This is a genomic window from Caldococcus noboribetus, assembly GCF_055389385.1.
Window position 1 is genome coordinate 709,942 of sequence record NZ_AP042475.1, and the last position, 25,032, is coordinate 734,973.

The window sequence follows — 25,032 nt, forward strand, 5'->3', positions numbered from 1 at the left end:
TGCTCTCACCTCACGGGTACGCGGGCAGCTTCACTACAGTTATCGTTGCTATGGCTGCGAACAGTATAAACACTATCCAGAACAGGACGTTTATTGTCGCGGTGTAGAGCCTGCCCTGCCTGAGCTCCAGCAGCATCCCCCTAACGCCGTTGAGGCCGTGGAACAGGGCCACGTAGGCCAGGAGCAGGAGGGCCCAGCCGAAGTGCGTGTAGTCCTTGTAGACGAAGGCCGCCGTCAGCGTCTGGTCCATGGTTGACACACCCCAGATCCACGGCACCCTCTCCAGCAGGTGGAAGCCGAGCAGGCCTATGAGGAGTATTGCAGTTATGTACTGCCAGATCTGGATGCTAGAGGCCCTGCCGCTTGACACAACCCATCACCTCACGAGAATATTATCACCCCAGCTATGATCCAGAGCACTATCCAGACCACAAAAACGGCGTAGAGCCACTGCCTCTGGGCCGCGGTGAAGGTGAAGGGCACGTAGGGCGGCTTCGGGTCGCCGGGCTTGCCTATGCCTACCCCGAAGAACTCGGTGAGCAGCAGCCTCACCCCGTTGGGCGCGTGGAAGAGCACGGCGCCTGCCACTATGAACTCGCCTATCCTGAAGGCAAGCCCGCCCTCAATTGACATCAGGTGGTTCCAGAAGGTCCAGCCGTTCACGTGGTAGACTATCTGGGACCAGACGGGCGAGTCAGTCTCAAGTATGTGCGCCAGCAGGAAGGCAATGATTATGAAGCCCGTGACCCTGTGGAGCACGAAGGCGACCCTCTCAGGGTTGTTCTTTGTCCTCACGGTCCAGGGGTTAAGGCTTGACCTCCAGAAGCCAGGCCTGTTCTCCTTCTCCACCGCGCCGCTCTGCTCCCTAGCCATTGGGCTCACCCCTCAGTAGTGCCTCTCCACTGGCTTCCAGGTGGTTACGGTCACTGGCCAGTATGTAAAGCCGACGCCTAGGTTCGTACTGGCGTCCCTGACGGCTATGGTGTGCTTAAGCCAGTTCACGTCGTCCCTCTTCGGGTAGTCAGTCCTGTAGTGGGCCCCCCTGCTCTCGGTCCTGTTGAGCGCCGCGGCCGCAACCACAACCGCGTCCTGAAGCATGTTGTACGTCTCAAGGGCCTGCACCAGGTCAGTGTTGTATATCCTCTCCTTGTCCTCCAGGTATACCTCGTTGAGGTAGGAGTCCCTGAGCTTTATGAGCTGCGAGAGGCCCTCGCTCATGTCAGTGCCGTTCCTGAAGACGTAGAAGTCCTTCATCATTATGTTGTGCATCTGCCTCCTCACCTGGTACGAAGGCGTGCCGCTCTCCCTCTTCACCAGGCCCCAGACGAAGTCCTCCTCCTTCTTGGCAACGTCGGGCTCCGGGCTCGAGGGCTCGCCCACCTTGAGGGCGTACTCCCCTGCAAGTATCCCTGTTATCCTTCCGCTCACCAGGCACTCCGCGGTAGAGTTGCTTCCCAGCCTGTTGGCCCCGTGCACCGAGGCCGCTGCTGCCTCGCCCGCTGCGAAGAGGCCCTTGACCCACTTGTGGTCAGGCGTCATGACGCGGTAGTATATGTCAGTGGCGATGCCTCCCATGTGATAGTGGGCCGCCGGGAACACGGGCAGGGGCTCCTCGACGGGGTCTATGCCGACGTACCTTATGCCTATCTCCCTTATGGCGGGCAGCTTCTCATTTATCTTCTCCTCGCCCAGGTGAGTCATGTCGAGGAGTACGTAGGGCATGCCGCTGACCTCGTCTATGAAGGCCCTGCCCTGGAGGTACTCGGTGTATATGGCCCTGGAGACCACGTCCCTGGGCGCCAGGTCGAGGAACTTCGGCGCGTACCTAGCCATGAACCTCTCGCCGTTCTTGTTCCTGAGGACTGCGCCCTCGCCCCTGGCGCCCTCAGTTATGAGTATGCCGCTGGGCACGAGGCCCGTGGGGTGGAACTGGACCATCTCGGGGTCCTTTATGGCCAGGCCCGCCCTGTAGGCGGCCGCCATCCCGTCGCCTGTCACCGTGTGGGAGTAGGTCGTGAACGGGTAGAGCCTGCCGAGGCCGCCCATGGCTATTATGGCCGCCTTGCTCCTGAACATGTAGAGCTTGCCGTCCTTGAGGTTTATGGCGAAGAGGCCCTTGTACACGCCGTCCTCGATTATGAAGTCCGTGACGAACCACTCGTCGTACCTCTCCCAGCCGTCGTACTGGAGAAGCTTGTTGTAAAGCGTCCTCATCTCAGCGTGGCCTACCTTGTCTGCGGCCATTGTGGCCCTAGGAAAGCTGTGGCCGCCGAAGGGCCTCTGCATTATCCTCCCGTCAGGCCTCCTCGACCACTGCATGCCCCAGTGGTCCAGGAGCAGTATCTCCTCTGGCAGCAGCTTGACGAAGTTCCAGACGACGTCCTGGTCAGCAAGGAAGTCAGAGCCCTTTATAGTGTCCCAGGCGTGAAGGGCGAAGCTGTCCCCCTCCTGGGGGTAGAGGGCCGCCGCCGTGCCTCCCTCCGCGGCGACGCTGTGGCTCCTCATGAGCTGCAGCTTGCTCACTATGCCAACGTTTAGCTTGTCGCCGTACCTCCTCTTGAGCTCCACGGCGGCCCTTAGCCCTGCGATGCCTGACCCTATAACTACAACATCGTGATATATGGTCTCCACAGGCATTCAGTCCCGCCTCTAGCTCACAGGCTTTGGATACCTGACTGTAGACTGGCCCAGAAGGTTAAAAATCAAATACCTAGGCCTTATCTTAAGCTTCAAGCCTTCGTTAGGAGCCCCTTATCAGCTCCGCTATCTCAGGCATGAGGCCCATTATCATCTGCTGCCTGCTTATTGACCTAACCCAGACCCTGCCGGGCCCCTCTAGGTGGGCCATCCATATGCCCTCGCCGCCGAAGAACATGGTCCTGACGCCGGTGAAGGAGACCCTGGCCTTAACCGTGGGCTCCATGGCCAGGAGGTGGCCGGCCTCAACGTCGATGCTCTCGCCCTGGGCCAGCTCTATCTCCTGCGCGGCCCCGCTGGAGTGCAGGAACACGGCCCCGGGCCCCTCGAACTTGGCCATCCAGAGGCCCTCGCCCCCCAGCCAGCCGAAGCCGAGGCCCACGAGCTTTGTCTCGTACTTCACGGAGCTCTCAGCCGCCAGGAAGGACCTGTGCTCGGCCAGCAGCGACCTGCCCGGCTCCAGGTTGAGCCTTATTATTGAGCCCGGGGCGAAGCCCGAGAGCATGGCCTGGCCAGGGCCCTCGAGCTCCAGGACGAAGAAGGTCGCGCCTGTGACAAGCCTCCTGAGGCCCCCCAGCAGGCCGCCCTGCAGGGAGGCCCTCATCCTGACAGTGCTTGACTTCCATATCAGGTGCCCGCCCTCGGCGTAGGCCCTGTCCCCGTCGCCTAGCTCTATGAGGAGCCTCTGCAGGTCGCCGCCTATCACCTGGAAGTTAGCCAAGGGCCACACCCGCTCACTTGGCCCTTGACCTCACGTTGTTCACGTAGGCCGCGTGGTCCAGGAACTTGGACCTGTCCAGGCTCCCCCTGACCTCTATCACTGCTATCCAGCCGCCGTCGTAGGGCTCCCTGTTTATGAGCTCGGGCCTGTCGAGCAGGGCCTCGTTAACCTCCTTAACGACGCCCGTCACCGGCGAGTAGACCTCGGCGGTGGCCTTGACGGACTCCAGCACCGCCAGGTCCATGTTCTCCTGGACCTCCTGGCCCACCTTCGGCAGGTCAACGCCAACTATGTCCTTGAGCTGCCTCTGGGCGTAGTCAGTTATGCCAACCCTGACGGAGCTGCCCTCCACCTTGACCCACTCGTCGCTGGCCGTGTAGAGGAGGGAGTCGTCAACCGTGAAGGTGGTCTTACCCACGGTCACCTGGTACCTTGCCAAGCCCAACACCGGGCCTTGGTGCCCCAGCAAATATTAATGCTTTAAATGTTGGCAACACTAAGGTTAGGGGCAGGCGCGGGGAAGTGGAGGTCATAGACGAGGCACTTAGGCTTGCGCACTCCTTCGCAGACCTGAGGTACTACAGGGCCAAGACGCTGGTGGTCACCAGCAGCGAGGCCAGGGACCTGGTGAACAACTACGGCATCTCCGAGGGTTACGCCCTCAGGGCGCTGGTCAACGGCTCCTGGGGCTACTACACGACTTCCTCTGAGGTGACGGCCGAGGCTGCCAGGGAGGCCGTCAGGTCCGCCTCTGGCCAGGGGAACGCCAAGGTTTACCTGCTGAGCCCCCTGAGGGACAGGGTCAAGGTCAGCGAGAGGTACCCGCTTGACAGGGACCCGCCTGAGGTCATGAACGAGCTGAGGAAGGTCAGGGAGCAGGTCAGGTCCGCGGAGCCGAGGGTCAGGTCAATTACTGTCAGCTACGCCCACGTCCAGTACGACAAGGGGTACTGGAGCAGCGACGGCAGGGACCTGGAGCTCAGCTACTCAATATCAAGGATATCGCTCACCGCCGTGGCCCGAGAGGGCGACGTGGTGGCCTCCGCCTACGCCTCGGCCTCGACCTACCTGGGCTACGCCCTTGAGGCTTTTGACGTGAACGAGCTCGTGGAGACCCTGCTCAGGAGGCTCAGGGCCCAGCTCAGGGGGGTCACTGTGAGGCCTGGGCAGTACCAGGTCGTGCTGAGCCCCGACGTCTCTGGCGTGTTCGCCCACGAGGCCCTGGGGCACCTGGCGGAGGCTGACCTGGCGGTTAACGGGATACTGGGGAAGCTGAGGGGCAAGAGGATAGGGGCCGAGTTCGTCAACGTCTCCGACTCGCCCCAGCTCGACGAGCCCATGGCTATAGGCATAACCCCTTATGACGACGAGGGCGTGAGGGGGAGGGAGGTCAAGATAATAGAGAACGGCGTCGTGAGGGAGTTCATGAACGACAGGTCGTACGCCGCCTCCCTGGGCGAGGAGCCCACGGGCAACGGGAGGGCCGAGGACTTCAGGAGCAGCGTGATAGTCCGCATGAGGAACACCTACTTCAAGCCGGGCGACATGACGCTGGACGAGCTGCTTGAGGACATAAAGGACGGCTTCCTCATGGAGTCAGTCATGGGGGGACAGACGAGCAGCGACGGCACCTTCCAGTTCGGCATACAGGAGGGCTACAGGGTGGTCAACGGCGAGGTGAGGGAGCCCATAAGGGGGGCCGGGATAGCTGGCTACACCATAGAGACCATAGGCAACATAGACGGGGTCTCCAGGGACTTCAGGGTCTGGCCTGGGGTCTGCGGCAAGTCGGGCCAGAGCGTCTTCGTAGGCACCGGGGGACCCTACGTCAGGGTGTCGAAGCTCAAGGTGGGGTGAGAGCGTGCAGCTGAGCCTTGACGAGCTCCTCAGGAGGGCCTCGGCCGCGGGCGCCCAGGCTGAGGTCATGTTCGTCAGGTCCCGCTCCGTGGAGCTCTCGTGGGAGAAGATGAGCCAGTACGGCATGACCTACGTGGAGGAGGGCTGCGGCCTCAGGGTGATAAAGGACGGCAGGGTAGGCTTCGCCTACTCCAACAGGTGCACTGAGGAGCTCGTCAACATGGCCCTCTCGTCCATGGAGGCCACGCAGCCTGACCCGGCCAACGCCCTCCCAGGCCCGGAGCCCGTCAGCCCCCTTGAGGACTCCTACGACAGCTCCCTCGAGGAGCCCTGGGACCTGCTCAGGGGCTTCATGGAGGCGGTCCTCTCCTACTCTGGCGGGGGGCTGAACATAATCTCCGCCAGGGCGTGGGGAGGCACGGCGTCAGTGGTGGTTAAGAACACAGAGGGCATCGACGTGAGCTCCACGACCTCCTTCGTGGGGGCGGCGGCGACCGGCAACTACATGAGCGAGAGCTACGTGGGCCCCGAGGTTTACGAGTACGGCGACTCAAGGGTGGCCAGGGGCGTGAGCGTGGACTCCTTCATGAGGGAGCTCCAGAGGAAGGTGGAGCTTACGAGGACCAGGAGCCCGCTTAAGTCCGTTGACAGGCCCGTGGCCCTTACCGCTAAGGCCATATCGGAGCTCCTGTTCCCCCTGCTCAACCATGCAGTGAGCCTTGAGAGCGTCTACAGGGGCAGGTCGCCCCTCAGGCCGGGGGACTTCGTCGGCAGCAGGGTTACAGCCGTTGACAACCCCAGGCTGCCGGGAGGGGCGTGGTCAAGGGCCTTCGACGGCGAGGGCCTCCCGACGAGGGAGGTGATGCTCATAGAGTCCGGCACCTTCAGGACGCCGCTGTCAAACACGTTCTGGGCCAGGAAGGCCGGCGGCGACAACACCCACTCCTCCTGGAGGACATTCATGACCCTGCCCTCGATATCAATGAGCTACCTGGTGCTCGACGCCCCCTCGGAGAGCGACCTGGGAGACGCGGTCTTCATAGACCAGGTCCAGGGGGTGCACACGAGCAACTTCGACACGGGCGAGTTCGCCGTGAGCGCCGCCCTGGCCTGGGACTCCGAGGGGGGCCTCAGGGAGTTCGTGCTCTCGGGGGACCTCAGGTCTCTGCTGGGAGGAGTCGTTGGCATGGCGCCTGACAGGTCAAGGTTCGGGAGGGTGGTCAGCGGCACCCTGCTTGTGAAGGGCCTCAGGCTCTCGCCCTGAGCTAAGCGATTTTTTAACTAATGGGCCTTCGCAGTCCAGGGGTAAGGGTTGGCGCTGTCCAAGGCCTTCGCAGCCATAGTAATAGCCATATTCCTCGTCGCCATGTTCTCAGCCGGCTACTACGCCCTGTCCCAGCCGCGGCAGCGCGGGGCCCCGAGGACCACGGCCCGCGCCACTGCGACGTCATCTCAGGAGACGGTCACTACAACCACTGCAACGACCACGTCATCAACGACTACCACCTACGCCCCCTCATTCCTGGTCTTCGTAGAGGCCGTGCCCATCAACGCTGACGGTAAGCTCAACGTGAGCGCCATAGTTTTCTACGACGGCGCCCCTAACGTGACCCTCACCTACGCCGCGCTGAGGTGGCCCAACGGCACGGTGGCCTGCCAGAGGGGCCTGAACATAACCATGAAGTACTACTCCGACGCCAGGGTCTGGGTCAGCTGCGACAGCGTGCCCTTCAGGCCCGGCGAGCAGGTCTACATGGTAGTAGTAGACTCCGCCAACGAGACCGCCACATACGAGGTCACAGTGCCCTAGAGGGTGCTGCGCTTGCTCACAGCTAAGGCCTACGAGGCCCTCGCAGTGTTAGCCTTCTCCGTGGCCCTCCTCGTCTCAAGGAGGCTGAGGCACGACATAGTTGGGGTCCTAACGGCCCTGGCCCTGGTCGCCCTGAGGCTGGTGAGCCCCTCGCAGGCCCTCTCAAACCTGTCCTCGGTGGCGGTCATAGTGCTGGCCTCGGCCATGATAATAGCTGGGGTTGTCGCTGACTCAGGCGTACTGGACGTCATAGGTGACAGGATAGCCTCGAGGGTCAGGGGAGGCCTCCTGGTAATAGTCATAGTGCTGCTTATCTCCCTCCTAAGCTCCGGCTTCGTGAGCGACGTGGCCCTGACCCTCATGTTTATGCCGCTAGTCTACAGCGTCGCCTCGCGCATGAAGAGGCCCGCCTCGAGGTACCTGATGCTCCTCTCCTACGCTGCCATACTGGGCGGCAGGTATACCATAATCGGCACGTCATCAAACATAGTCCTTGAGGGCCTCTGGACCCAGAGGTTCGGGAGGCCCCTTGGGGTGTTCTCCACTCTTCCTGTTGGCCTCGCCGCCGCCCTGGCGGGCCTCGGGGTGGCCGTGGCCCTGGTGCCGCTGCTGGTCAAGGGCAGCGTGAAGGGGGCCCCGAGCCTTGAGGCGGTTGGAAGGCATGAGATACTGATAGAGGCCAGCGTTGAGGAGGGGAGCGACCTGGCTGGCCTCACCATAAGGCAGGCTGAGGAGAAGCTGGGGGCCAGGATAAGGCTGCTGAGGGGGAGGTTCTCAATATACTCAAGGCACACCATAAGGGCGGGGGACAGGCTCATACTGTCCGTGGAGAGGGACAGGCTGCCCGTAATAATGAGCGCCAAGGGCCTCAGGACCGAGCTGGGCCAGGGGCCCTTCTACGAGCTCCTGGTCACCGGGGACTCCGCGGTGGTCGGCGACACGGTTTATGAGGTCAACATGAGGCTAAGGGACGTCAGGGTGGTTGGCGTGTCCACCAGGAACAGCCTCAGGAGCATAAGGAGCTACGCCCTGTCGCCGGGCGACATAGTGCTTGTCGAGGGCGAGGAGAAGGCCGTGGCCCAGGCCGCTGAGGCCTTCAGGCTCACCCCCCTGACCACGACGCCCGTCAGGTCGCTTAACGTGAGGGCGGCCGCCTCGGGCCTCCTTGGCCTCTCCGTGGCCCTGGCGGCGTCGGCGGCAGGGCTCAACATGGCACTGAGCTTCCTGGCAGGGGCCCTCCTCTCAGTACTCCCCCACCCGGGCTCCCTAAGGAGGGTCTACTTGTACGTTGACTGGCCAGCCATAGTCTTCGTGGGCACTTACCTCTCAATGGGCGAGGCGCTGGTCAGCTCAGGGCTGGGGAGCGCCATGAGCTTCCTGGCCTCCTCCCCCCTGCTGCTAATGCTTGCAGGCGTCGTCCTGGCCAACCTGGTGGGCAACGTGGCCTCAGCCATAATACTTGGGCCCCTGGCGATAAGCTCGCCCCACCCGCTGACAGCAGTAATAGCCCTCTCCATGGCGGCGTCGTCGACGTTCATAACCCCGTTCTCGCACCCCGCCAACCTGGTGGTCTACTCCGCCGGGGGCTACACGCCCAGGGACTTCGCCAAGGCCGGCGTGCCCGTGGCCGCCACAGTAATTGTGGTAACGGCCCTCATGCTGCACCTGCTCTAGGCGCTCAGGCAGCTCGTGCTCCGGTCACGGCCGCCCCCGGGGCTCTCCAGAGGTGCATCCTCCTCATCGCGCGCCCTCCCTGTTAGCCGGGGGCCCTTTAATGCCTGTACACCTCAGGCCCCCTGAGGTACCATGCGACCCCGGCCGCCGCCCCTATAGCCCAGAGGCCCACGTTGTAAAGCATGTACTCGCCCGTGGTAACGTTGGCCAGGTAGAAGACCGAGGCCGCGTAGAGGGCGTAGGGGACCACCCTGACTATGGCTATAGCCGTCCCCCTGTAGTGCACTGGGAACGCCAGGGGCTCCAGGAGGACCCTGGCTGCCCAGGCCATCTCGCCGAACACTCCATTTATTAATAATATGTAGACGAACAGCGCGAAGCTGTTGGCCAGGAGCCCAAGCATGGCCGCGGCCGCAGCCATGGTCACGGCCCCTCCCAGGTAGCTTATCAGGGCCAGGCCCCTGCTCCTGGCCCAGGGCAACACTGCTAACGCCACGGGCCCCCCTACCAGCTCGCCTACGTTATAGATGACGAGCAGCAGCCCAGTCCTGGAGGGGAAGAGGTAGGGGCCTATGGTCAGGGCCAGGAAGGCGTACGTCAGGGCCGTCGCTATAACGAATGCTGTGAGGGCCGTCACCCTGAAGGCTATGCCTGGCCCCTCCCCTGGGCTAGTAACCCTGCCCCTCGACTCCCTCGGCACGGACTGCCACTCGGGCGACTCAGGCATCATGAACCTCATGACCAGTATGACAGCTATTGTTACGCCGAGCACTGCGCCCAGGGCGTCGACGGCCGCCGACACAGGTATCGTGCTGCCCTGGTAGAGCATCATTATGAGGCCGTCCACCAGGACCCCTAGGTTTGACACGTCAGTCACCAGTATGAGGGCCGCGGCCCTCCACCTCTCCTCTATCACCTCGGCCAGGTAGGCAAGCATGGCAGGCATCTCGCCCCCCAGGCCCACCTGGGCCACGGCGAGGCCGCCCAGCAGGGCGTAGATGCTGCCCCTGACGCTCAGCAGCGTTATGAGGGAGCCGACCCCGTAGAGGGCCAGGGTCACTATGAACGACGGCTTCCTCCCTATGATGTCAGCCAGCCTCCCTATGATCAGGTTGCCCGCCAGGGTCCCGACGGGTATAGTAAGGTACATGGCCGTCACTGCCCAGGAGGGGGCCGAGGACCATATGGCTGCCACCGGCACCAGGCCAAGCACGAGGCCGTAGACTATCATTGACACAGTGGTTGACGCTATTACCAGCCCCTGCCTCCTGTCCAAGCTTGACACCAGGCCTAGCGCAGGGGCCCCTGAAGGAAAACGGCCTGCTGAACGTTCAGTACCTGAAGGACTCCAGGGCGGCCCTGGCGGCCTCCTCAGGGCTCACCCTGAGGCCCAGGTCCCTCATGGCGTTCCCAAGCGCCAGGAACGCCCTTGCCAGCTTCTCGGGCGAGGCCTGGACCCCCATGTGGCCCACCCTTATCACCTTGCCCTGCAGGGGCCCCCAGCTGCCCGCTATCATAGTGTTATACTTCCTCCAGGCCAGGTCCCTGAGCTTGGCCTCGTCAACGCCCTCCGGCACCTCAGCGGCTGTCACCGTGGGCGAGCTGTGCTCCATGAGGTCTGGGTAGTGCCTGAGCCCGAGGGCCTCAAAGCCGGCCCACGCCGCCCTCCTGGCGGCCAGGTGCCTTGAGTACACGGCGTCAAGGCCCTCCTCGAGCACTACGTTTATGGCCTCAGAAACGGCGTAGAGGAGCGGCTCGCTAACCGTGTATGGGAACACCCCCTTGGAGTCAAGCCACGACTCCCACTGCAGGAGGCTCATGTAGAAGCCCTGGTAGCCGACCCTCCGGGCCCTCTCCATGGCCTCCTCGCTCACGCTCATCAGCGTGACCCCGGCCGGGGCGTTGAGGGCCTTCTGGCTGCCCCCTATGGCTATGTCGACGCCCCAGCTGTCAACCTGAAGCGGCACAGCCCCTATGGTTGACACCACGTCAGCTATTACCAGCGCGCCAAAGGACTTGGCCACCTTGGCCACGCCGGCCAGGTCGTTCAGCATCGCTGACGGGGTGTCGCAGTGAACCACGGTAACAGCCACGGCGTCTCTGTTCCTCTCAAGGGCCCTCTCGAGGTCCCCCAGGTCCACTGCCCTCCTCCAGCTGGCGCCCAGCTTGACTGGGACCCCTCCGTAGGACCTTACCAGGTCCGCGAAGGCATCGCCGTAGACGCCGTTGTCAACTACGATCACCTTGTCCCCCCTCGATATCAGGTTGGCCACGGCCGCCTCGAGGCCCAGCATGGCCTCTCCTATCATCAGGTAAACCCTTGACCTTGAGGCCCCGAAGAGCCTCGAGGCCCTGGACCTGAGGTCCTGGTAGAAGCTGAGGAAGTCAGGGTCAAGGTCGGAGTTGGTCTCAGGCCTCGTCATGGCCATCATGACCCTGTACGGCACCTCCGTGGGCCCAGGGGTCATTATGAGCCTCTCAGTGAACAAGGCTTCCACAGGGGGCAGCTGGGTCCCTTTAAGTAAAAACGGCTTGCTGAACTTTCAGCCCAGCTCTATGATCTTGACGTCGGCCAGGAGGTTCACTAGGTCAGTGAGCCTCTCCGCCGAGACCGAGGCGGTGCCGTACTCGGCGGCCAGCAGCGCTATGACCTCCCCCAGGGGCCTCTCGGGCGTGGCCAGCATGAGGCCCTCCCTGAGGTAGACCGTGCTGGCCATGGGCCCCGAGGTGGCCAGGAGCTCCTCAACCCTTATGGCGGCGTCGAGCGACCTCCTGGCTATGGTCCTTGGGCCCTCAACCATGGGGGGCCTCGCCTTGACCACAGCGTCAACCCTGGGCGGCCAGCCCTCGGGCGCGCTGGAGACCTCCTGGACCCCCAGCGCCCTGGCCATCAGGCTGCCCGCAAGTAGGGCGGCCGCCTGGTCACCGTTAAGGTAGTGCCTCTGCGAGACCGTGGAGATAAGCCTTGACCTAAACGCAGCTGGGTCCGGGGGCGACTTGGCCAACATGTAGAGCGAGGAGGAGGCTATAAGCGACGAGAGCCTTAGCATGCGCCTCGACACCCTGTCAAGGTCGTCGAGGTCCGTGTGGTAGTTCAAGTCAGGCCAGCCGTTCAGCATGGCTGACGGTACGCCCAGGGCCGAGGCCACGTCGTGGTCGCTGCCCCCCTCGTAGGGCACGAGCCTCAGCGAGTCAAAGCCAAGGAGCTCGGCCGAGGCCTCCGAGGCCTCGTAGAGGGCCGCGTCAGCCTGGCCCAGGGCTGAGAGGCTGCTGGCGACGACCCTCAGGGGGCCGTTGCCGTCCCCGGGCTCGACCCCCACCATGTCAAAGTTGAGGAGCTGCGTCACCTGCCCCTTGAGCGTCTTGGTCAGGGCCACAGCGCTTCCAGTGTACTCGGGCATCCAGATGAACCTCACGGTGGCCTCGGGCTGCTGCAGCTGCCCCCTGTCTATGAGCCTTGACATCGCCACGGCCGCCTCTACCAGGGAGGCGGAGCCGCTTCCGTTGTCGTTGGCCCCTGGCGTGGGGTGGCACACGTGGGCCATGGCGGCGGGCCCTTTGCCGTCCTTGTCGCCCAGCCACGCTATTACTATGGGGAACCCGGGGTCCCTCCTCACGTCGGAGTCCACAGTTACCGAGAGCTTCCTGCCGTACCTCAGGGGCTCAACCATGGACCTTGGTATTGAGACCGCGGGCAGGGTGCTGTTGGCGGCCTCGCCCCTGCTCAGGAAGAGGCTCTTGTAGGGCACCGCGTCGGGCGGGGCGGACTCGCTGTAGAGCGCAACGGCCACGGCCCCTGCCTCGCTGGCTAACCTGTATACTATGTATGGATCGCCGGGGCTCACCACGACCTTGCCCCTAGCTGACGAGTAGGACTCCGGCCTCCACCAGTACCTGTCAATCACCACTGCCTCCGCCTCAGCGCTGCCCGGCGGCGAGTGGGCAGCCGCAAGGGTGGGGTGGAGCTCAAGGGTCAGCTCCTGGCCCCCCTCAACCTTGACCCTGGCGTCATGAACTGCCCACCCGGTGGGCGAGGACACCCAGTCCGGGACGTTAGTCCCCCCGAACTTCACAAGCTCCACCTCGAGCGAGTCCCCGGCCTCCTCGAGGAGTACCTCCTGCACGTGTTTGGCTGCGTCGACTAGCTCTATGGTTCCCTGGACCCTGTTGTACGCCGTGAGCGAGGCCAGGACCCTCATGGCCCTGTGGTCGCTTATGGCGGGGCCCAGGGCCCTGACCACGTCCTCAGTCCTTAGGCTCAGCCCTCCTCACCGCCTTGGCAGGGCGCTATGAACAAGATATGCGTTGCTGCGCGCCCTCGCTGGCCTCGCCAGGCCCGCCGTTCATTAATTTGCCCTGGGACCCCTGCTGGCCATGAGGGCAACTGCGGAGCCCGCCAGGGCAACTGCCAGGTTGACTGCAAGTGCTATGAGGCCAACGAAGATGGGCGCCCCTCCAACGGCTATCGAGGTGGTCCTTATGGGCCCGAACCTGTTGGCGAGCAGGGTCATGTAGACGCCCGAGGCCAGGCCAGCCAGGAGGCCGGCCAGGAGGGCCCTGGGGTCAAGCCTCCTTATGACAAGGCCCAGCGTCACCGGGGGCAGGGTCTGAAGCACTATTATGCCGCCCAGCAGCTGGAGCTGGATGGCGTAGGTCAGCGGGGTCACGAAGACGAAGCCGAGGGCCAGGAACTTGAAGAAGACCGAGGCCCACTTGGCCGTGGCCTCCTCGCCCTCCGGGCTGAGCCTCGCCAACGGCCTCACTATCCCCCTCACCAGCAGGTTAGACTGGGCTATGGCCATTATCGCGGCTGGCACCATGCCGCCTATGAATATGCCTGCCAGCACCACCGCGGCCAGCGGGCCTGGGAGGAGGAGCTGTGCCATGGCTGGGACCACCAGGAGCCCCCTCTGGGACGCCGGGAACTGGGAGACGAACCTGAGAACCTCCGGCATGAGGTAGGCGGCGAAGCCCAGGAAAGAGAATATGCCCACAGCTATTACGTAGAGCGGCAGCAGCGCCGTGGATGTTCTTATGGTTTTGGGCGACTGGGAGCTCATGACCCCGTTGATCACGTGCGGGTACAGGTAGAGGGCCAGGGCGCTGCCCACGGCCAGGCTGAGGTAGTCGGCGTATAGGCTGCCCCTGAGGGTCAGCGTGCCAGTGGGCAGCGGGTCCCTCGAGAGCCCTGAGAAGAGGCCCTGAAAGCCCCCGACGCCTGATATCACCACCACGGCCATGACGACGACCGTGAGCCACAGGAGCAAGTCCTTGAGCACGGCGCCCAGGGCCGAGCCCCTGAGGCCGCTCCTGTAGGTGAAGGCCGCCAGGACTGCGAAGGCCAGCAGCAGGGAGAGCTCAGACACAAGGCCCGGGCTTGAGAGGCCCTGGAGCAGGACCTCGAGCACAGCCCTCATGCCATCTATCTGCACAGCCATGTAGGGCAGCACAGCCACTATGCCTGTGGCCGCCACCGCGACTCCCAGGGCCCTGCTCCCGTAGGCGTCAGCCACGAGCTCCGCCGCGGTTATGTGCCCCCTCCTCCTGGCCTCGGCCCAGAGCCTTGGCATGGTTACGTATGCAACCAGGAACGTGATGGCGTAGGGTATGGTGAAGAAAACTATGGCCCCTGAGTCGAAGGCCAGCGACGGCACGCTGACCAAAGTGTATGCGGTGAACACGTCGGCGCCTAGCAGGAACCACACGATGACAGGCCCAAACCTCCTGCCGGCTATGGCCCACTCCTCGAGCCCCCTGCCAGCGCTCCTGAAGCGGCGCCCAAGGAACCCAAGGGCCGAGAGGGCGGCCACGGTAGCCGTGAACATGGCGAGCTCCGCGGCGTTCACCTTGGGCTCACCCCGCACCTGGAGGCTATTGCCAGGCAGGCGCTGAGGACAAGGAGCCAGGCCAGCTGGTACCAGTAGAAGAAGGGCATCCCCAGGAGCTCGGGGGACACCCTGTTGTAAAGGGGCACGGGGAGTATCATTACCAGGGGCGCCAGGAGGAGCAGCGCCTCTAAGAGGCGTCCCCTGCGCCCCTACATATTCCCATTCCATCACCGCCACCTCGCCTTGGGCTGACCCTATGCCTCAGGCATTTAAGTGTTAGCTCAGTGGGAACGGGCTGTGGCTGTATACATTTTCCGGTGTTACTCGCCCCTCCCTGCGAAAGCCCTCTTTAAGCTAAGGAGCCCAGGGGCAGAGCTTGAGCCAGCAGTCTGAGAGGGCAGTTAGCAAGGAGACGCTGGAGGCCTACCTTAAGAAGAGGATACAGGAGCTTGAGGAGGAGCTGTCCGCCCTGAAGGCCCTGCTGGACTACATAGAGGACGCGGGCAAGGCCAGCCCGGCTGAGAGGCCCGAGGACATAAAGGTGGGCAGGAGGAGGGTGGCGAGGCTCCTCAGGGGCGAGGGCTACGTCAGGGTTGTGCCCGAGGTGCCCATGGCCCTCCCCAAGGAGGTCAGGGAGTACCTGAGCACCGTTGAGGCCGAGATAAAGGCCTACCAGGGCAGGGAGGGAGGCGACGAGGGAGGAGGGGTCAAGCTGACCATAAGGGACAGGCCTGACGGCAGCGTCGCTGAGATAAAGTTCGACGGCCTCTACTCCACCCTGGAGTTCCTGAAGGCTAAGGCAGCCCTGAAGTACGCCATGGAGGTCTCATACGAGGTCTACAGGGCGCAGATGAAGGGGAGCCCCGAGGAGGGCGAGGAGGGGGAGGGAGGCGGGGAGGGCGAGGAAGGTAATAGTGAAGACAACGAGGAAGCTTAATTTTGTACTTCAGCTCCCTTAGCCCGGTGCAGGCCTTGGACGCCGGGGAGCTGATAAAGCAGTTCATGAGGTCCGCGGCCCAGCAGGTCTACGTGGTTACCGCCAGGGACCTTGGGGGCTCCTACGCAGCCCTGACCGTGAGCTCCATGACGAGCCTCAGCATAAGCCCTCCCCTGGTGCTTATATGCATAGACAAGTCCAGCAGGAGCCACGGCGTCCTGACCCAGGCGCCGTACTTCATAGTGACAATGCTGTCCAAGGACGACGAGTGGATCTCCCGCATAATGGCGGAGCCGGGCGACGCCCTCGACAAGCTGAGGAGGGTTAACTACGTTGAGAGCAGGTACGGCCCCATGCTCCCAGGGGACAGGCCCTACCTGGTGGCCAGGAGGTGGGCGGTCTACGACGGAGGGGACCACTCGATAATAGTTGGTGAGGTTGTTGACGGCAGTGCACCTCCCATCAAGTGCCCCCTGCTTTACCAGAACAGGGCATACACCACTGTTAAAGGGTGTTAAGGCACAGCAAGTTAGCTTAAATCAAATGGCGGCTCTCAACACGTATAAGGGTACTCACCACGGGTGACCAGGAGGAGTTCGACCTAGGGTGGATAGCGATGGCGTTCGGAGGACCATCGGTTCCGTTCGTGCCCACGAGGCCTGAGGTCTTCGACCTGGTGTTCCAGGCGCTGGACCTCAAGGAGGGCGACGTCCTCTATGACCTCGGCTGCGGCGACGGCAGGATAGTCATAGAGGCTGCCAAGAGGTACCCAATAAAGAAGGCAGTGGGCGTTGAGCTGAGGGACGAGCTCTACAAGGAGGCCAGCGAGAGGGTCAAGAGGGAGGGGCTGGACGGGAAGGTTGAGATAATACACGGCGACTTCTTCAGGGTCCCCATAGGGGAGGCCACCGTGGTCTACATGTATCTGCTGACTAGCGTCAACGAGGCCCTGAAGCCGAAGCTGAAGCAGGAGCTGAAGCCTGGGACCAGGGTGGTGACCCTGGACTTTCAGATACCTGGGTGGAAGCCAGTTAAGGTGATAGGCGACAGGGGAGGCTGGCAGAGGACCCTGTACGTCTACGTCATAGGGGACTCCGACGTTTAACCCTTAGCCCTTAGGGTTTTGTTAGAAGTCCTCAAAGCCTAGGGCCTGCAGTGAGCCCTCTCCAAGGCCGTAGTACTTAGCAGCCAGCTTCCTCACCGCAGCCTTGACGAGGGATAGGGCGTCCTCAAAGCCGACGCCGAGCTCCCTTGAGGTCTCCGGCCACGGCCTCCCCTGCATTACCTTGACCGTTATGGCCAGCTCCTCCTCGCGGCTCAGCAGCCCCCTGTCCAGGGGGGCCCTCTCCCAGTAGGTCATGACTATGTCCCTTATGACGTCGTTGCTGGTCTCATACGTCATGGTGCCGTAGAGGTAGGCCCAGAGCCTCTGCAGCCTCAGCTTGCTCATGGGCGGCACGTCGTCCCTCAGGGGCGCCGTGGCGTTAAGCATGGCCACAGCTATGTCGGGCTCCATGCCCCTGTAGGTGTCCTGGAGGCTGTTGAGAAGCTTGTACTTGAACTCCCTGTTGGCGGTCGCCGCGAGCCTGGCGGCCTGCTCGCTTATGGGCTTGAGCACGAGTACTGTGAACTCCCCGCTCACCGGGTTCCTGTCGGGGCTTATGTGGATCAGCTGGAAGCCGTTCCTGGCCCAGAACCTCACGAGCTTCTCGTTGACCCCAAAGCCGCTGCCCACCCAGTCGTAGCCCCTCTTGACGGCCTCCTCGTATATCCCCTTGAGGAGGGCCGAGCCCACGCCCCTGTCCTGCACCTTGGGGTGCGTCGCTATCCTAACAATCCTCCAGCCCCTAAGCTTCCCGAAGGGAGGGACCCTCAGGTGCTTTATCACCCTGTCAGGTATTATGTTGCCCTTAGTCTTGTCCTGGTTCAGGAGCGTGTTGCTCAGCTCCTCGTCAAGTCCCCCCTCCTCCGCGAGCAGGGCGGCCGACACCACCTTGCCTGACGAAGTTGCCATGGCCCTTATGCTGTAGTGCGGGGCGTCAGCTATGAGCGCCAGGTCGTCAGGCTCGTTCCTGTAGTGCGCCTGCACGTATATCCCAAAGGCCTGCCTGAGCAGGTCCTCCCTCTTCGAGAAGAGCTCCTCGGGCTCAAGCGCCAGGTACTGCAGCCTCCCCTCCCTTATGTCCCTGAGGTCAGCGTCGTCAAGGTCAGCGGGCTCAGCGTCAAGCAGCAGGACGTCGAAGAGCCACCTCTCTACCGGGTCGCTGGCGGAGTACCTGATGGGCTCGCTCATCTCGAACTCCTTTAGGTCCGTGTCTGGGTCCTGCCTCACCTCACCGAGGAACCTGACGCTGAAGCCCCTGCCAGCGCCCTCGTAGCCGTGAACTGTTGAGGCCACGAGGACCCTGGAGTGGCTCCTCCATATCTTGTGCAGCAGGGGCACCGGGAGGCCGCTGGCCTCGTCTATTATCACTAGGTCGGCGTCCACCTCAGGGACCTCGTCGGGGCTCACGTACCTTATCCTGATGCCCTTGCCCCTGAAGCCGGCTATGAGCCCCCTGTCGACCACCGGCTCCACGTCAAGGCCCTCTGCCTTGAAGGCCCTCTCGGCCAGCTGCATGAGGCTCTGCGTGTTCTCCAGGTCAGGCGAGGTCACCACCGCCCTGAAGGGCCTCTCCCCAGACAGCGCCTTGGCCAGGCCTGCCATAGCTATGCCGGCGGCGCAGCTCTTGCCCCTGCCCCTGTCAGCAGTTATCACGAGCAGCTTCTTCCTGCCCTTCTTAGGGGGCTCTATCAGCCACTCCGCCTGCTTTATGGCGTTTACCTGGTCCTGGGTCAGGGCCAGCGAGTACAGCTCCTTGGGGAACTCCGCCTCCTCGGGCGGGACTATCTTCCTCTCGCCGGCCGCCGGGAGCTTGGTCGGCTGCCCGCTTATGATGCTGTCATTGTCAAGGTCGACGACAAATATGTTCTCAGGGTGCTCCAGCAGCTTCCTCTTGAACCAGCCTATGAAGACGTACCTTGGCTGGTCGTGGCCTGGCACCAGGAGGTTCTTCCTGAAGTCAGTGAGCTGCTGGTCCCACGAGCTCCACGAGGGGGCCTGGAATATTATTATGCCGCCGCCCTCGACCACGCCGACCAGGATGCCAACCCTGTTGGGCCTGAGGTCGTTCACCAGGTCAAGCACGAGGCCCTGGAAGGTCGTTCCCAGGTACCTCCTGGAGTCCTCCGACTTTATTATCGTGAGCTTAAGGAGGTTGCCCCTCTCCTTGACCGACCTCTTGACGAGCTCCTTCCTCAGTTGGGAGTCCTCGTAGTCCTGGTTGAAGGCGTAGAGGACCCTGAGCTGGGGCCTGACCTTCAGAGACCTCATGACCTGCTCATAGGTTATCAGGGCGCTGGCCGTGGCGACCCCGACCTTTACCGGGTCGGAGCCGCTGAGGACGACCATGACCCTCGTGTTCGAGGCCACTGCGTACTTTATGGCCCTCCTCAGCAGCCTCCTGAGCCTGAGCACGGACTCAGGCAGCTCCTTGCCCAGCTCGTAGGAAGCCTCCTCAGCCTGCCTCTTGACCTTCTCTCTCTCCTCAGGGCTCCTCCTCAAGTCGGGACACCACGGCCAAAAGTCTGAAGGCTGGTCGGCCCTATTAAGGGCGGGCCTTGCACTTAAGGCCTAAGCGAAGGCCCTTGGCCGCGGCCGTTGCCCAAAGCACTGGGCTTCTGTGCTGCCGCCGGCAGGGCCTCCGCCCCTTTATAGTCACTTCACAAGAGTAGTACGGGGGCCGGCGTGGAGACAAGGTCAATAACGAGGCCCGCGGTGTGCCCGTCGTGCGGAGCCCTTGGGGAGTACCACTACGAGGTCTCAGGCCCCGTGGTCAGGGACGGGCAGGCCTTCGTGGAGGTTAAGCACCACTTCAGGTGTGAGACCTGCGGCCACGTTGAGGAGGGCACAGTTTACGTGCCCCTCGAGGGCCTCTACAGGCTGAGGTACCTGCTGGTCCCGGAGGCCATGGCCCTCGTTGAGAAGGCCAAGCTAATAAGTGAGATAAGCCCTGAGGTCAAGGGGCTGGCTACAGCTGGGACAGGCTAAAGGTACTTCTCGCAGACCTTCTTCATCAGGAGGGCGTCCTGCTCCAGTATGGGGCTCTCGCTTATTATGACCCCGTCGATCCCCGTGTCCACGTAGGCCTTGCAGACGTACTCCCACTCGGGCCCGAAGTCCTTCTCGCCCAGCGTGTGGTGCTCCCTCTCGCCGCCCTTGCCGTACTCTATCTTTGAGAAGTGGGTGTGCAGCGGCCTCACGGCCCACGAGCCCAGCTCCTTCTCTATCTTATCAATGACCTTGATCACGTCGTCCTCGCTGTTTATGTCAGCCCCCTCGGTCCTGGCGTGGAGGTGGGCCCAGTCAACGGCCGGCCTGAGCCTGTCGTGGGACTGGCATATCCTTATGGTCTCCTCCACGTCACCTACCTGGGACTCCTTGCCCGTGGTCTCAGGGGCCAGCCAGGCGACCCTGAGCTCAAGGCCGTCGAAGACCTGCTTTAGCGCCTCAATAACCCTGTTGAGCGCCTCCTCCCTGCTCGAGTTCCCCTTTATGTAGCCGGGGTGGAAGACGACGGCGTAGGCCCCCATCCACTCCGAGGCCTGGGCCGCCTCCCTGAGCCTCTCCACGCTCCTCTTCACGGTCTCCTCCTCAGGGCTCGCGAGGTTTATGAAGTAGGGGGCGTGCATGCTGAGCGTTATGTCGTACTGTTGGGCCGCCTCCCTTATCCTCTCGGCCTTCTCCCTGGTCACCCTGACCCCCCTGACGGCCTCGTACTCAAGGGCGTCAAGGCCCATCTGCCTCAGGACAGGGGGCACGTCCTCGTAGTCCCCGCTGAAGTTAGTGGGCTTCCCAGCGGGGCCGAACCTGAGCTTGGTCAAGCCTCTCCCCGGCTAGAAGCTTTGGGCAGGGGGAGGTAAAAGGGGGAACACTTACGCTCAAGGGGAAATCTGAGTTACTGTGAAGCCCCTTATCAGGAGGGTTCCATTTACGTCGTCGGAGAGTAGCGTCACGGAGCCAAACCCCACCAGGGTCGGCGACGAGAAGCTCAGGGTCACCCTTACCCACCTCCCCTGGGGGGCCAGCGGCACCGGCAGGCTCTCATTGAGGAGGGTCACCTGCGTCAGGTGGCCGCCTTCATTTATGTAATAACCTGTGACAACCGCGTAGAGCCTGGTGGACGGCGACAGGCTGTAGTTCATTATATAAAACGTCACGTTGTACCTGCCGGGCAGGAAGTTCAGCGCGTGGGGCTCCGTGAAGAGCCCCTCGAGCCTGTTGTAGTGGAAGTTCGTCACATTTATGTAGCCGTTGCCGTACCAGGCCGTGAAGAGGGGCCAGAGGCTGCCCGCCCCGTAGCTGTAGGAGTAGGGCCTGAAGGCCGCTACGCTGCCCGAGTAGTTCCTCTCCAGCAGCATAGTGCCCCCCTCCTCGGCCACTATTCCATAGCCTGACCTGAGGGCCCAGTCCGCTACCTCAAGCATGCTCTCACCGCACACGTCAGTATTATCATAGTAGAGGTAGACGCTGTGAATGACATTAACTACTATGTACTGGCTCTGGTTGGCCTCCACGCAGCCCAGGAGGACGTCGCCGTTGGGCCTGGGCAGCAGCTCGGGCATGTTGTCCTGGGCCGCTATCATGGCGGCGTTGCGGGGCACCATGTCTATGACGTTTATCAAGTCCTCATAGTACGTCATGTTGAAGTTAGTCCACTGGGGGAGCTGGTAGTCCGTGAAGGCCATGTAGTTAAGCGGGCCGTAGGGCTCGAAGAAGGCCGCAGTTATAGCCGACGCTACCAGCACCCCGGCGGCCACGTAGACGGCGGCCCTCCGCGAGCCCCTTGATATCAGTGAGGCCCCTCTATGGTGCCGAGCCAGACGGGGGCCATTATTATTGAGGGGTACTGAAACCTGAAGAAGTAAGGGTAGTGGTAGCCCCCGTAGGGAGAGAAAGCCAGAAGCGCTATAAACGGCAGCAACGCCGGGGCCCACCTCCACGACAGCAGCGGCAGGAAGAGCACGGGCAGGAGGGAGAGCCCAAGTGTCATGGCGTCAACTACGTAGCCCCTCACGTAAAGCATCTGTATGTGGCCGGGCGTCGCCACGGGGGGCACCACGATGTTTAGTGAGTACAGCTGGGAGAGGCCTGGGGACAGCCTGAGGTACGTGGACGCCGTAGAGCTCGCCGAGGCCTAGGCTGCCGGGGCTTCCGGTGAGGGAGAACCTGCCAGCCATAGCTATGTTTGCCGCCGCAGTTCTCATAGCTCTGATGCTGGCCAGGCTCTCCCCCATGATAGCCTCAAGGATAGGGGCCCCTGGGATAGCTGTAACGCAGCAGAGGGTCTCGCTGCTCTCCTGCGGGGCTACGACCACGCCTCAGGGGATGCTTCAGGTCTACGCAATAGCATATAACAACGGCACCTCCGGCGTCGAGGTCTCTAGCGCTTACCTTTATGACAGTTCTGGCTTTGAGGACGCCTCCAACACAACCCAGGTTTACATACCTCCCAGGCACTACGTGCCCATAACTATGTACGTCATGGCCCTTAACCCTTACGAGCCCTACACGGTGACCGTGTTCACGGCCTCTGGCTACCAGGCGAGCTGTCAGTTCACATATACTGGCTAAATTGCTATGACGGGCGCCTCGCCGAAGCGGCCCAGGTCCACCTTGTCCCCGGGCTCGGCCCCGTCAACAGGTATGAGCCTCACGCCGAGGGTCCTGCCCTTGGCCCTTGAGTATGAGGCCACGTCAAGTATGAGGCCAGCGACGCCCTGCAGGTCGGCTGGGACGGCCACCATGTCAAGGCCTGCCACGCAGACCCCACTAAGCATCGCAAGGTACCTGGCGTTCACGTCGCCCTCGCTGGCCCTCGCCTTGAGCTTTGAGTCCTCGCCGACCGGCAGCATGACCTCGTTGAAGCCCACTGTCCTCAGCCCCCTGGAGGCCTCAGCTATGGCCTCGTTGACGAGCCTGACTCCGACCGCGAAGCCAGGCTTCGGCATCCTCACCCCTGCGACCTCTTCAACGAGCCCCAGCGAGGAGTCCTCCATCCAGGGGGAGACGCTGAGGTCCACGCCCATGTACTCGGCCCTCAGGGAGCTGGCGACGGCCTTGGCCAGGGCCTCTGCCCTGCCGTGTGCCTCAGCTATGGCCTTTACCATGCCCTTAACCCCGCCCGACCTGTACGCCGAGGCCAGGTAAGATGGGTAGGTGAGGGCCGCCGTGACCCCGACCCTGCCTGGGACTGCCGAGGCCAGCGGGTAGTAAGGGGTCACGAAGTTCCTCTCCCCTGAGACGTTGACTGCCACCCTGGTGGCCAGCGTCGGGTCCTCTGAGGCTATGCCAGCTACCAGGGAGGCCGCTGACCTGGCCTCATCCCACGAGGGCTCCCTGAGCATAAGGGACGCGTAGAGCCCGGCGGAGGTCAGGGCCTTCAGGTCCTCCTGGCTGACGCTGAGCTCCAGCTGCCCGACGCTTATTGACGCCTGGGAGGTGAGGTGCTCAAGCTCCTTTGCGAGCTCGCCCAGGCTGGCCCCTCCTGGGCTTGGGATTGCCACCCTCACGTACGTTGGCCTAATGCCGAGCTGGGAGGCCGCGGAGTCGACGGCGTCAAGCAGCCTGCTGACGGCGTCCTCCAGGGACTCAGCAATTTCATCGCCCTCAGCGGTGCCCAGGTGAAGGGTTACGGCCCTTACCTCAAAGCTCACGGCCCGCACCTAGGCCACTGGAGGCCTTGAGGTTATTAGCCTCAATCGCCGAGGGAACCAAGGGAAGGAGGTCTTGGTGCTCGAGGGCCTCAGGGAGGCCGTGAGGAAGTTCCTCGGCGGCGGCTCCACCTACAGGGACTCGGTGGAGGAGTTCATAAGGGACCTGCAGAGGGAGCTCATAAGGGCTGATGTAAACGTTGCACTTGTCAAGAAGCTCAGCGACACCATAAGGCAGAGGGCCCTCGAGCAGGAGCCCCCTCCGGGCGTCAGCAGGAGGGACTGGTTCCTTAAGATAGTTTACGAGGAGCTAGTCAAGGTTTTCGGGGGCGAGGAGCCCCCAAGCGTGGAGCCCAGGAGGGTGCCATGGGTCATCCTCCTCGTGGGCGTGCAGGGCTCCGGGAAGACTACGACGGCCGGGAAGCTGGCAAGGTTTTACAGCGCCAGGGGCTACAGGGTGGGCCTCGTGGAGACGGACACCTACAGGCCCGGGGCCCTCGAGCAGCTGAGGACGCTGGCCCAGATGTCAGGGGCCCTGTTCTACGGCGAGCCCACCGGGAGGGCTGAGGAGATAGCTGCCAGGGGGGTAAGGGAGCTCGAGTCAAGGGGGGCACAGGTCGTCATAGTTGACACCGCCGGGAGGCACGGCTACGGCGACGAGCAGGCGCTGCTTGACGAGATGAGGAGGATAGCGGACGCCGTGAAGCCTGACGAGGTGGCCCTTGTAATAGACGCCGCCATAGGCCAGAGGGCCTTCGACCTGGCCAGGAGGTTCCACGAGGCCACCCCCATCGGCACAATAATAGTTACGAAGCTTGACGGCACCGCCAAGGGCGGAGGAGTGCTCTCTGCAGTGGCGGCCACCGGGGCGAGAGTTAAGTTCGTTGGCACCGGCGAGAAGGTGGACGAGCTGGAGCCTTTCGACCCCCAGGGGTTCGTCTCAAGGATAATGGGGCTTGGCGACGTGAGGTCGCTCCTTGAGAGGGTCAGGGAGGCCGAGGCTGAGGAGAGGGCGGTAAAGGTAGTTGAGGAGGACATAGAGAAGGGCAGGGTCAACATGAGGACCATATACGCCCAGCTCAAGTCAATAAGGAGGCTGGGACCCCTGAGCAGGGTCCTCGAGATGCTGCCCATATCGACGCTCCCAGTCAAGGTAGGCGACGAGCAGGTGAAGCTAGGGGAGGAGAAGATTAACAGGTGGCTTCACATAATAGAGAGCATGACTTATGAGGAGCTCGACAACCCGGACATAATAGACAGGTCAAGGATGAGGAGGATAGCCATAGGCAGTGGGACCACGGTAAATGACGTTAAGGAGCTGCTGACCTACTACAAGTCGGTAAAGGCCGTGGTCAAGAGGCTGAAGAGGGACAGGTCCCTCCTCAGGAGGTTTGGCCTGCAGGCTGGGGACTAGGCTGCTGGGAGCCCTCCTGCTGGGCCAGGGCAACGGTTATCTCCACGGCCGGAAGTCTCACCTTGTTGCCGTTGCCCGTGTCCACCTCCTCGTAGTCAGCTGAGAAGGACTTAACGTAGAGGTTCGTGAAGTACCTGGCCTTCACGGCGCTTATCACGTCAACGGCCTTACATATGGCCTTCCCCCTGGCCTTAACCTTGACCTCGGCCGAGGGGGAGGAGTTGAAGACCTCTATGAGGGCAAGCATGTAGTTAACCACGGGCTTCTTGCCTATGAGCACCACGTTCTCCTGGCCCTGCGACATATCCTTCGCCTCAAGGCGGGTGGAGGCTTGGCAATAAA

The 25,032-nt window shown here is 62.7% G+C and carries 26 protein-coding genes; 10 read left to right on the forward strand and 16 right to left on the reverse strand.

Annotated elements, in window-relative coordinates; all coding sequences use genetic code 11:
• Nucleotides 1-10 precede the first annotated feature (10 nt).
• From ACZ5GQ_RS03680 to gcvH, 5 genes are all read right to left on the reverse strand, one after another.
• Nucleotides 11-370 carry a succinate:quinone oxidoreductase gene (locus ACZ5GQ_RS03680; protein WP_498857277.1) on the reverse strand — a complete coding sequence of 120 codons (360 nt, stop codon included), beginning with the start codon at nt 368-370 and terminating at the stop codon, nt 11-13.
• Between the two features lie 11 nt (nt 371-381).
• Nucleotides 382-873 carry a succinate dehydrogenase/fumarate reductase transmembrane subunit gene (locus ACZ5GQ_RS03685; protein WP_498857278.1) on the reverse strand — a complete coding sequence of 164 codons (492 nt, stop codon included), beginning with the start codon at nt 871-873 and terminating at the stop codon, nt 382-384.
• Nucleotides 874-885: 12 nt separating this feature from the next.
• A complete protein-coding gene (locus ACZ5GQ_RS03690; protein ID WP_498857279.1) occupies nt 886-2,637 on the reverse strand; it encodes a succinate dehydrogenase/fumarate reductase flavoprotein subunit in 1,752 nt (583 codons plus the stop codon).
• Nucleotides 2,638-2,740: 103 nt separating this feature from the next.
• On the reverse strand, nt 2,741-3,418 hold the full coding sequence (locus ACZ5GQ_RS03695; RefSeq protein ID WP_498857280.1) for an AIM24 family protein: 678 nt from the start codon (nt 3,416-3,418) through the stop codon (nt 2,741-2,743).
• A 13-nt stretch (nt 3,419-3,431) separates the two neighbouring features.
• Nucleotides 3,432-3,857, reverse strand: coding sequence for a glycine cleavage system protein H (gene gcvH / locus ACZ5GQ_RS03700; RefSeq protein WP_498857281.1), 426 nt, complete (start codon nt 3,855-3,857; stop codon nt 3,432-3,434).
• Between the two features lie 83 nt (nt 3,858-3,940).
• Here gcvH and tldD point away from each other — a divergent pair, with 83 nt between their 5' ends.
• The 4 genes from tldD to ACZ5GQ_RS03720 are packed head-to-tail and all read left to right on the forward strand — an operon-like array spanning nt 3,941 to nt 8,759.
• Entirely contained in the window at nt 3,941-5,275 is a 1,335-nt protein-coding gene (gene tldD / locus ACZ5GQ_RS03705; RefSeq protein WP_498857282.1) for a zinc metalloprotease TldD, read from the forward strand.
• A 4-nt stretch (nt 5,276-5,279) separates the two neighbouring features.
• Nucleotides 5,280-6,539, forward strand: a complete 1,260-nt coding sequence (locus ACZ5GQ_RS03710) for a TldD/PmbA family protein (protein ID WP_498857283.1) — start codon at nt 5,280-5,282, stop codon at nt 6,537-6,539.
• Between the two features lie 48 nt (nt 6,540-6,587).
• Nucleotides 6,588-7,085 (forward strand): hypothetical protein, encoded by a 498-nt coding sequence (locus ACZ5GQ_RS03715; RefSeq protein WP_498857284.1) that lies wholly within the window; start codon nt 6,588-6,590, stop codon nt 7,083-7,085.
• Between the two features lie 12 nt (nt 7,086-7,097).
• Complete coding sequence (locus ACZ5GQ_RS03720) at nt 7,098-8,759, forward strand: SLC13 family permease (protein WP_498857285.1); 1,662 nt, start codon at nt 7,098-7,100, stop codon at nt 8,757-8,759.
• Nucleotides 8,760-8,856: 97 nt separating this feature from the next.
• Here ACZ5GQ_RS03720 and ACZ5GQ_RS03725 read toward each other — a convergent pair whose 3' ends face one another.
• The 5 genes from ACZ5GQ_RS03725 to ACZ5GQ_RS03745 all read right to left on the reverse strand — a co-directional run bounded on the left by ACZ5GQ_RS03725 (nt 8,857) and on the right by ACZ5GQ_RS03745 (nt 14,769).
• Nucleotides 8,857-10,035, reverse strand: a complete 1,179-nt coding sequence (locus ACZ5GQ_RS03725; protein WP_498857286.1) for an MFS transporter — start codon at nt 10,033-10,035, stop codon at nt 8,857-8,859.
• A 55-nt stretch (nt 10,036-10,090) separates the two neighbouring features.
• On the reverse strand, nt 10,091-11,257 hold the full coding sequence (locus ACZ5GQ_RS03730) for a pyridoxal-phosphate-dependent aminotransferase family protein (protein WP_498857287.1): 1,167 nt from the start codon (nt 11,255-11,257) through the stop codon (nt 10,091-10,093).
• Between the two features lie 45 nt (nt 11,258-11,302).
• On the reverse strand, nt 11,303-13,000 hold the full coding sequence (locus tag ACZ5GQ_RS03735; RefSeq protein WP_498857288.1) for a zinc-binding metallopeptidase family protein: 1,698 nt from the start codon (nt 12,998-13,000) through the stop codon (nt 11,303-11,305).
• Nucleotides 13,001-13,105: 105 nt separating this feature from the next.
• Nucleotides 13,106-14,605: a sodium:solute symporter family protein gene (locus ACZ5GQ_RS03740; RefSeq protein ID WP_498857289.1), complete on the reverse strand. Its 1,500-nt coding sequence runs from the start codon at nt 14,603-14,605 to the stop codon at nt 13,106-13,108.
• Nucleotides 14,602-14,769: a DUF3311 domain-containing protein gene (locus tag ACZ5GQ_RS03745; protein ID WP_498857362.1), complete on the reverse strand. Its 168-nt coding sequence runs from the start codon at nt 14,767-14,769 to the stop codon at nt 14,602-14,604. Before ACZ5GQ_RS03745 ends, ACZ5GQ_RS03740 begins: the two co-directional genes overlap by 4 nt.
• A 194-nt stretch (nt 14,770-14,963) precedes the next feature.
• Here ACZ5GQ_RS03745 and ACZ5GQ_RS03750 point away from each other — a divergent pair, with 194 nt between their 5' ends.
• The 3 genes from ACZ5GQ_RS03750 to ACZ5GQ_RS03760 all read left to right on the forward strand — a co-directional run bounded on the left by ACZ5GQ_RS03750 (nt 14,964) and on the right by ACZ5GQ_RS03760 (nt 16,629).
• Entirely contained in the window at nt 14,964-15,524 is a 561-nt protein-coding gene (locus ACZ5GQ_RS03750) for a hypothetical protein (protein WP_498857290.1), read from the forward strand.
• 26 nt (nt 15,525-15,550) lie between these two features.
• Nucleotides 15,551-16,042 carry a flavin reductase family protein gene (locus tag ACZ5GQ_RS03755; RefSeq protein ID WP_498857291.1) on the forward strand — a complete coding sequence of 164 codons (492 nt, stop codon included), beginning with the start codon at nt 15,551-15,553 and terminating at the stop codon, nt 16,040-16,042.
• A 98-nt stretch (nt 16,043-16,140) separates the two neighbouring features.
• The gene (locus ACZ5GQ_RS03760; RefSeq protein ID WP_498857292.1) at nt 16,141-16,629 is read left to right on the forward strand and encodes an SAM-dependent methyltransferase; all 489 of its coding nucleotides are present in this window, start codon (nt 16,141-16,143) and stop codon (nt 16,627-16,629) included.
• Between the two features lie 21 nt (nt 16,630-16,650).
• On the opposite strand, the gene ACZ5GQ_RS03765 is transcribed toward ACZ5GQ_RS03760, so the two are convergent.
• Nucleotides 16,651-19,128 (reverse strand): tRNA(Met) cytidine acetyltransferase TmcA, encoded by a 2,478-nt coding sequence (locus tag ACZ5GQ_RS03765; RefSeq protein WP_498857293.1) that lies wholly within the window; start codon nt 19,126-19,128, stop codon nt 16,651-16,653.
• A 183-nt stretch (nt 19,129-19,311) separates the two neighbouring features.
• On the opposite strand from ACZ5GQ_RS03765, the gene ACZ5GQ_RS03770 reads away from it, so the two are divergent.
• Nucleotides 19,312-19,614 carry a CpXC domain-containing protein gene (locus ACZ5GQ_RS03770; protein WP_498857294.1) on the forward strand — a complete coding sequence of 101 codons (303 nt, stop codon included), beginning with the start codon at nt 19,312-19,314 and terminating at the stop codon, nt 19,612-19,614.
• Here the strand turns inward: ACZ5GQ_RS03770 and ACZ5GQ_RS03775 are convergent.
• Genes ACZ5GQ_RS03775 through ACZ5GQ_RS03785 form a run of 3 tightly spaced genes read right to left on the reverse strand, consistent with a single transcriptional unit; the run spans nt 19,611 to nt 21,673 of the window.
• Nucleotides 19,611-20,447, reverse strand: a complete 837-nt coding sequence (locus ACZ5GQ_RS03775) for a deoxyribonuclease IV (protein ID WP_498857295.1) — start codon at nt 20,445-20,447, stop codon at nt 19,611-19,613. The genes ACZ5GQ_RS03770 and ACZ5GQ_RS03775 overlap by 4 nt on opposite strands.
• Nucleotides 20,448-20,504: 57 nt before the next feature.
• Nucleotides 20,505-21,383: a hypothetical protein gene (locus tag ACZ5GQ_RS03780; RefSeq protein ID WP_498857296.1), complete on the reverse strand. Its 879-nt coding sequence runs from the start codon at nt 21,381-21,383 to the stop codon at nt 20,505-20,507.
• Nucleotides 21,384-21,415: 32 nt separating this feature from the next.
• Nucleotides 21,416-21,673 carry a hypothetical protein gene (locus ACZ5GQ_RS03785; protein WP_498857297.1) on the reverse strand — a complete coding sequence of 86 codons (258 nt, stop codon included), beginning with the start codon at nt 21,671-21,673 and terminating at the stop codon, nt 21,416-21,418.
• Between the two features lie 107 nt (nt 21,674-21,780).
• Here ACZ5GQ_RS03785 and ACZ5GQ_RS03790 point away from each other — a divergent pair, with 107 nt between their 5' ends.
• The gene (locus tag ACZ5GQ_RS03790) at nt 21,781-22,197 is read left to right on the forward strand and encodes a hypothetical protein (RefSeq protein ID WP_498857298.1); all 417 of its coding nucleotides are present in this window, start codon (nt 21,781-21,783) and stop codon (nt 22,195-22,197) included.
• Here the strand turns inward: ACZ5GQ_RS03790 and ACZ5GQ_RS03795 are convergent.
• Entirely contained in the window at nt 22,194-23,279 is a 1,086-nt protein-coding gene (locus tag ACZ5GQ_RS03795) for a DUF711 family protein (RefSeq protein WP_498857299.1), read from the reverse strand. The genes ACZ5GQ_RS03790 and ACZ5GQ_RS03795 overlap by 4 nt on opposite strands.
• 76 nt (nt 23,280-23,355) lie before the next feature.
• Between ACZ5GQ_RS03795 and ACZ5GQ_RS03800 the strand changes: the two genes are divergently transcribed.
• Nucleotides 23,356-24,690: a signal recognition particle protein Srp54 gene (locus ACZ5GQ_RS03800; RefSeq protein ID WP_498857363.1), complete on the forward strand. Its 1,335-nt coding sequence runs from the start codon at nt 23,356-23,358 to the stop codon at nt 24,688-24,690.
• Here the strand turns inward: ACZ5GQ_RS03800 and ACZ5GQ_RS03805 are convergent.
• Nucleotides 24,659-24,994, reverse strand: coding sequence for an RNA-binding protein (locus ACZ5GQ_RS03805; protein ID WP_498857300.1), 336 nt, complete (start codon nt 24,992-24,994; stop codon nt 24,659-24,661). The genes ACZ5GQ_RS03800 and ACZ5GQ_RS03805 overlap by 32 nt on opposite strands.
• Nucleotides 24,995-25,032: the final 38 nt, after the last annotated feature.

What these genes read in the sequence shown, in the direction of transcription:
- ACZ5GQ_RS03685 (WP_498857278.1), bottom strand. Translation starts at nt 873, where the DNA reads ATGGCTAGGGAGCAGAGCGGCGCGGTGGAGAAGGAGAACAGGCCTGGC.
- ACZ5GQ_RS03690 (WP_498857279.1), bottom strand. Translation starts at nt 2,637, where the DNA reads ATGCCTGTGGAGACCATATATCACGATGTTGTAGTTATAGGGTCAGGC.
- ACZ5GQ_RS03760 (WP_498857292.1), top strand. Translation starts at nt 16,141, where the DNA reads ATGGCGTTCGGAGGACCATCGGTTCCGTTCGTGCCCACGAGGCCTGAG.
- ACZ5GQ_RS03805 (WP_498857300.1), bottom strand. Translation starts at nt 24,994, where the DNA reads ATGTCGCAGGGCCAGGAGAACGTGGTGCTCATAGGCAAGAAGCCCGTG.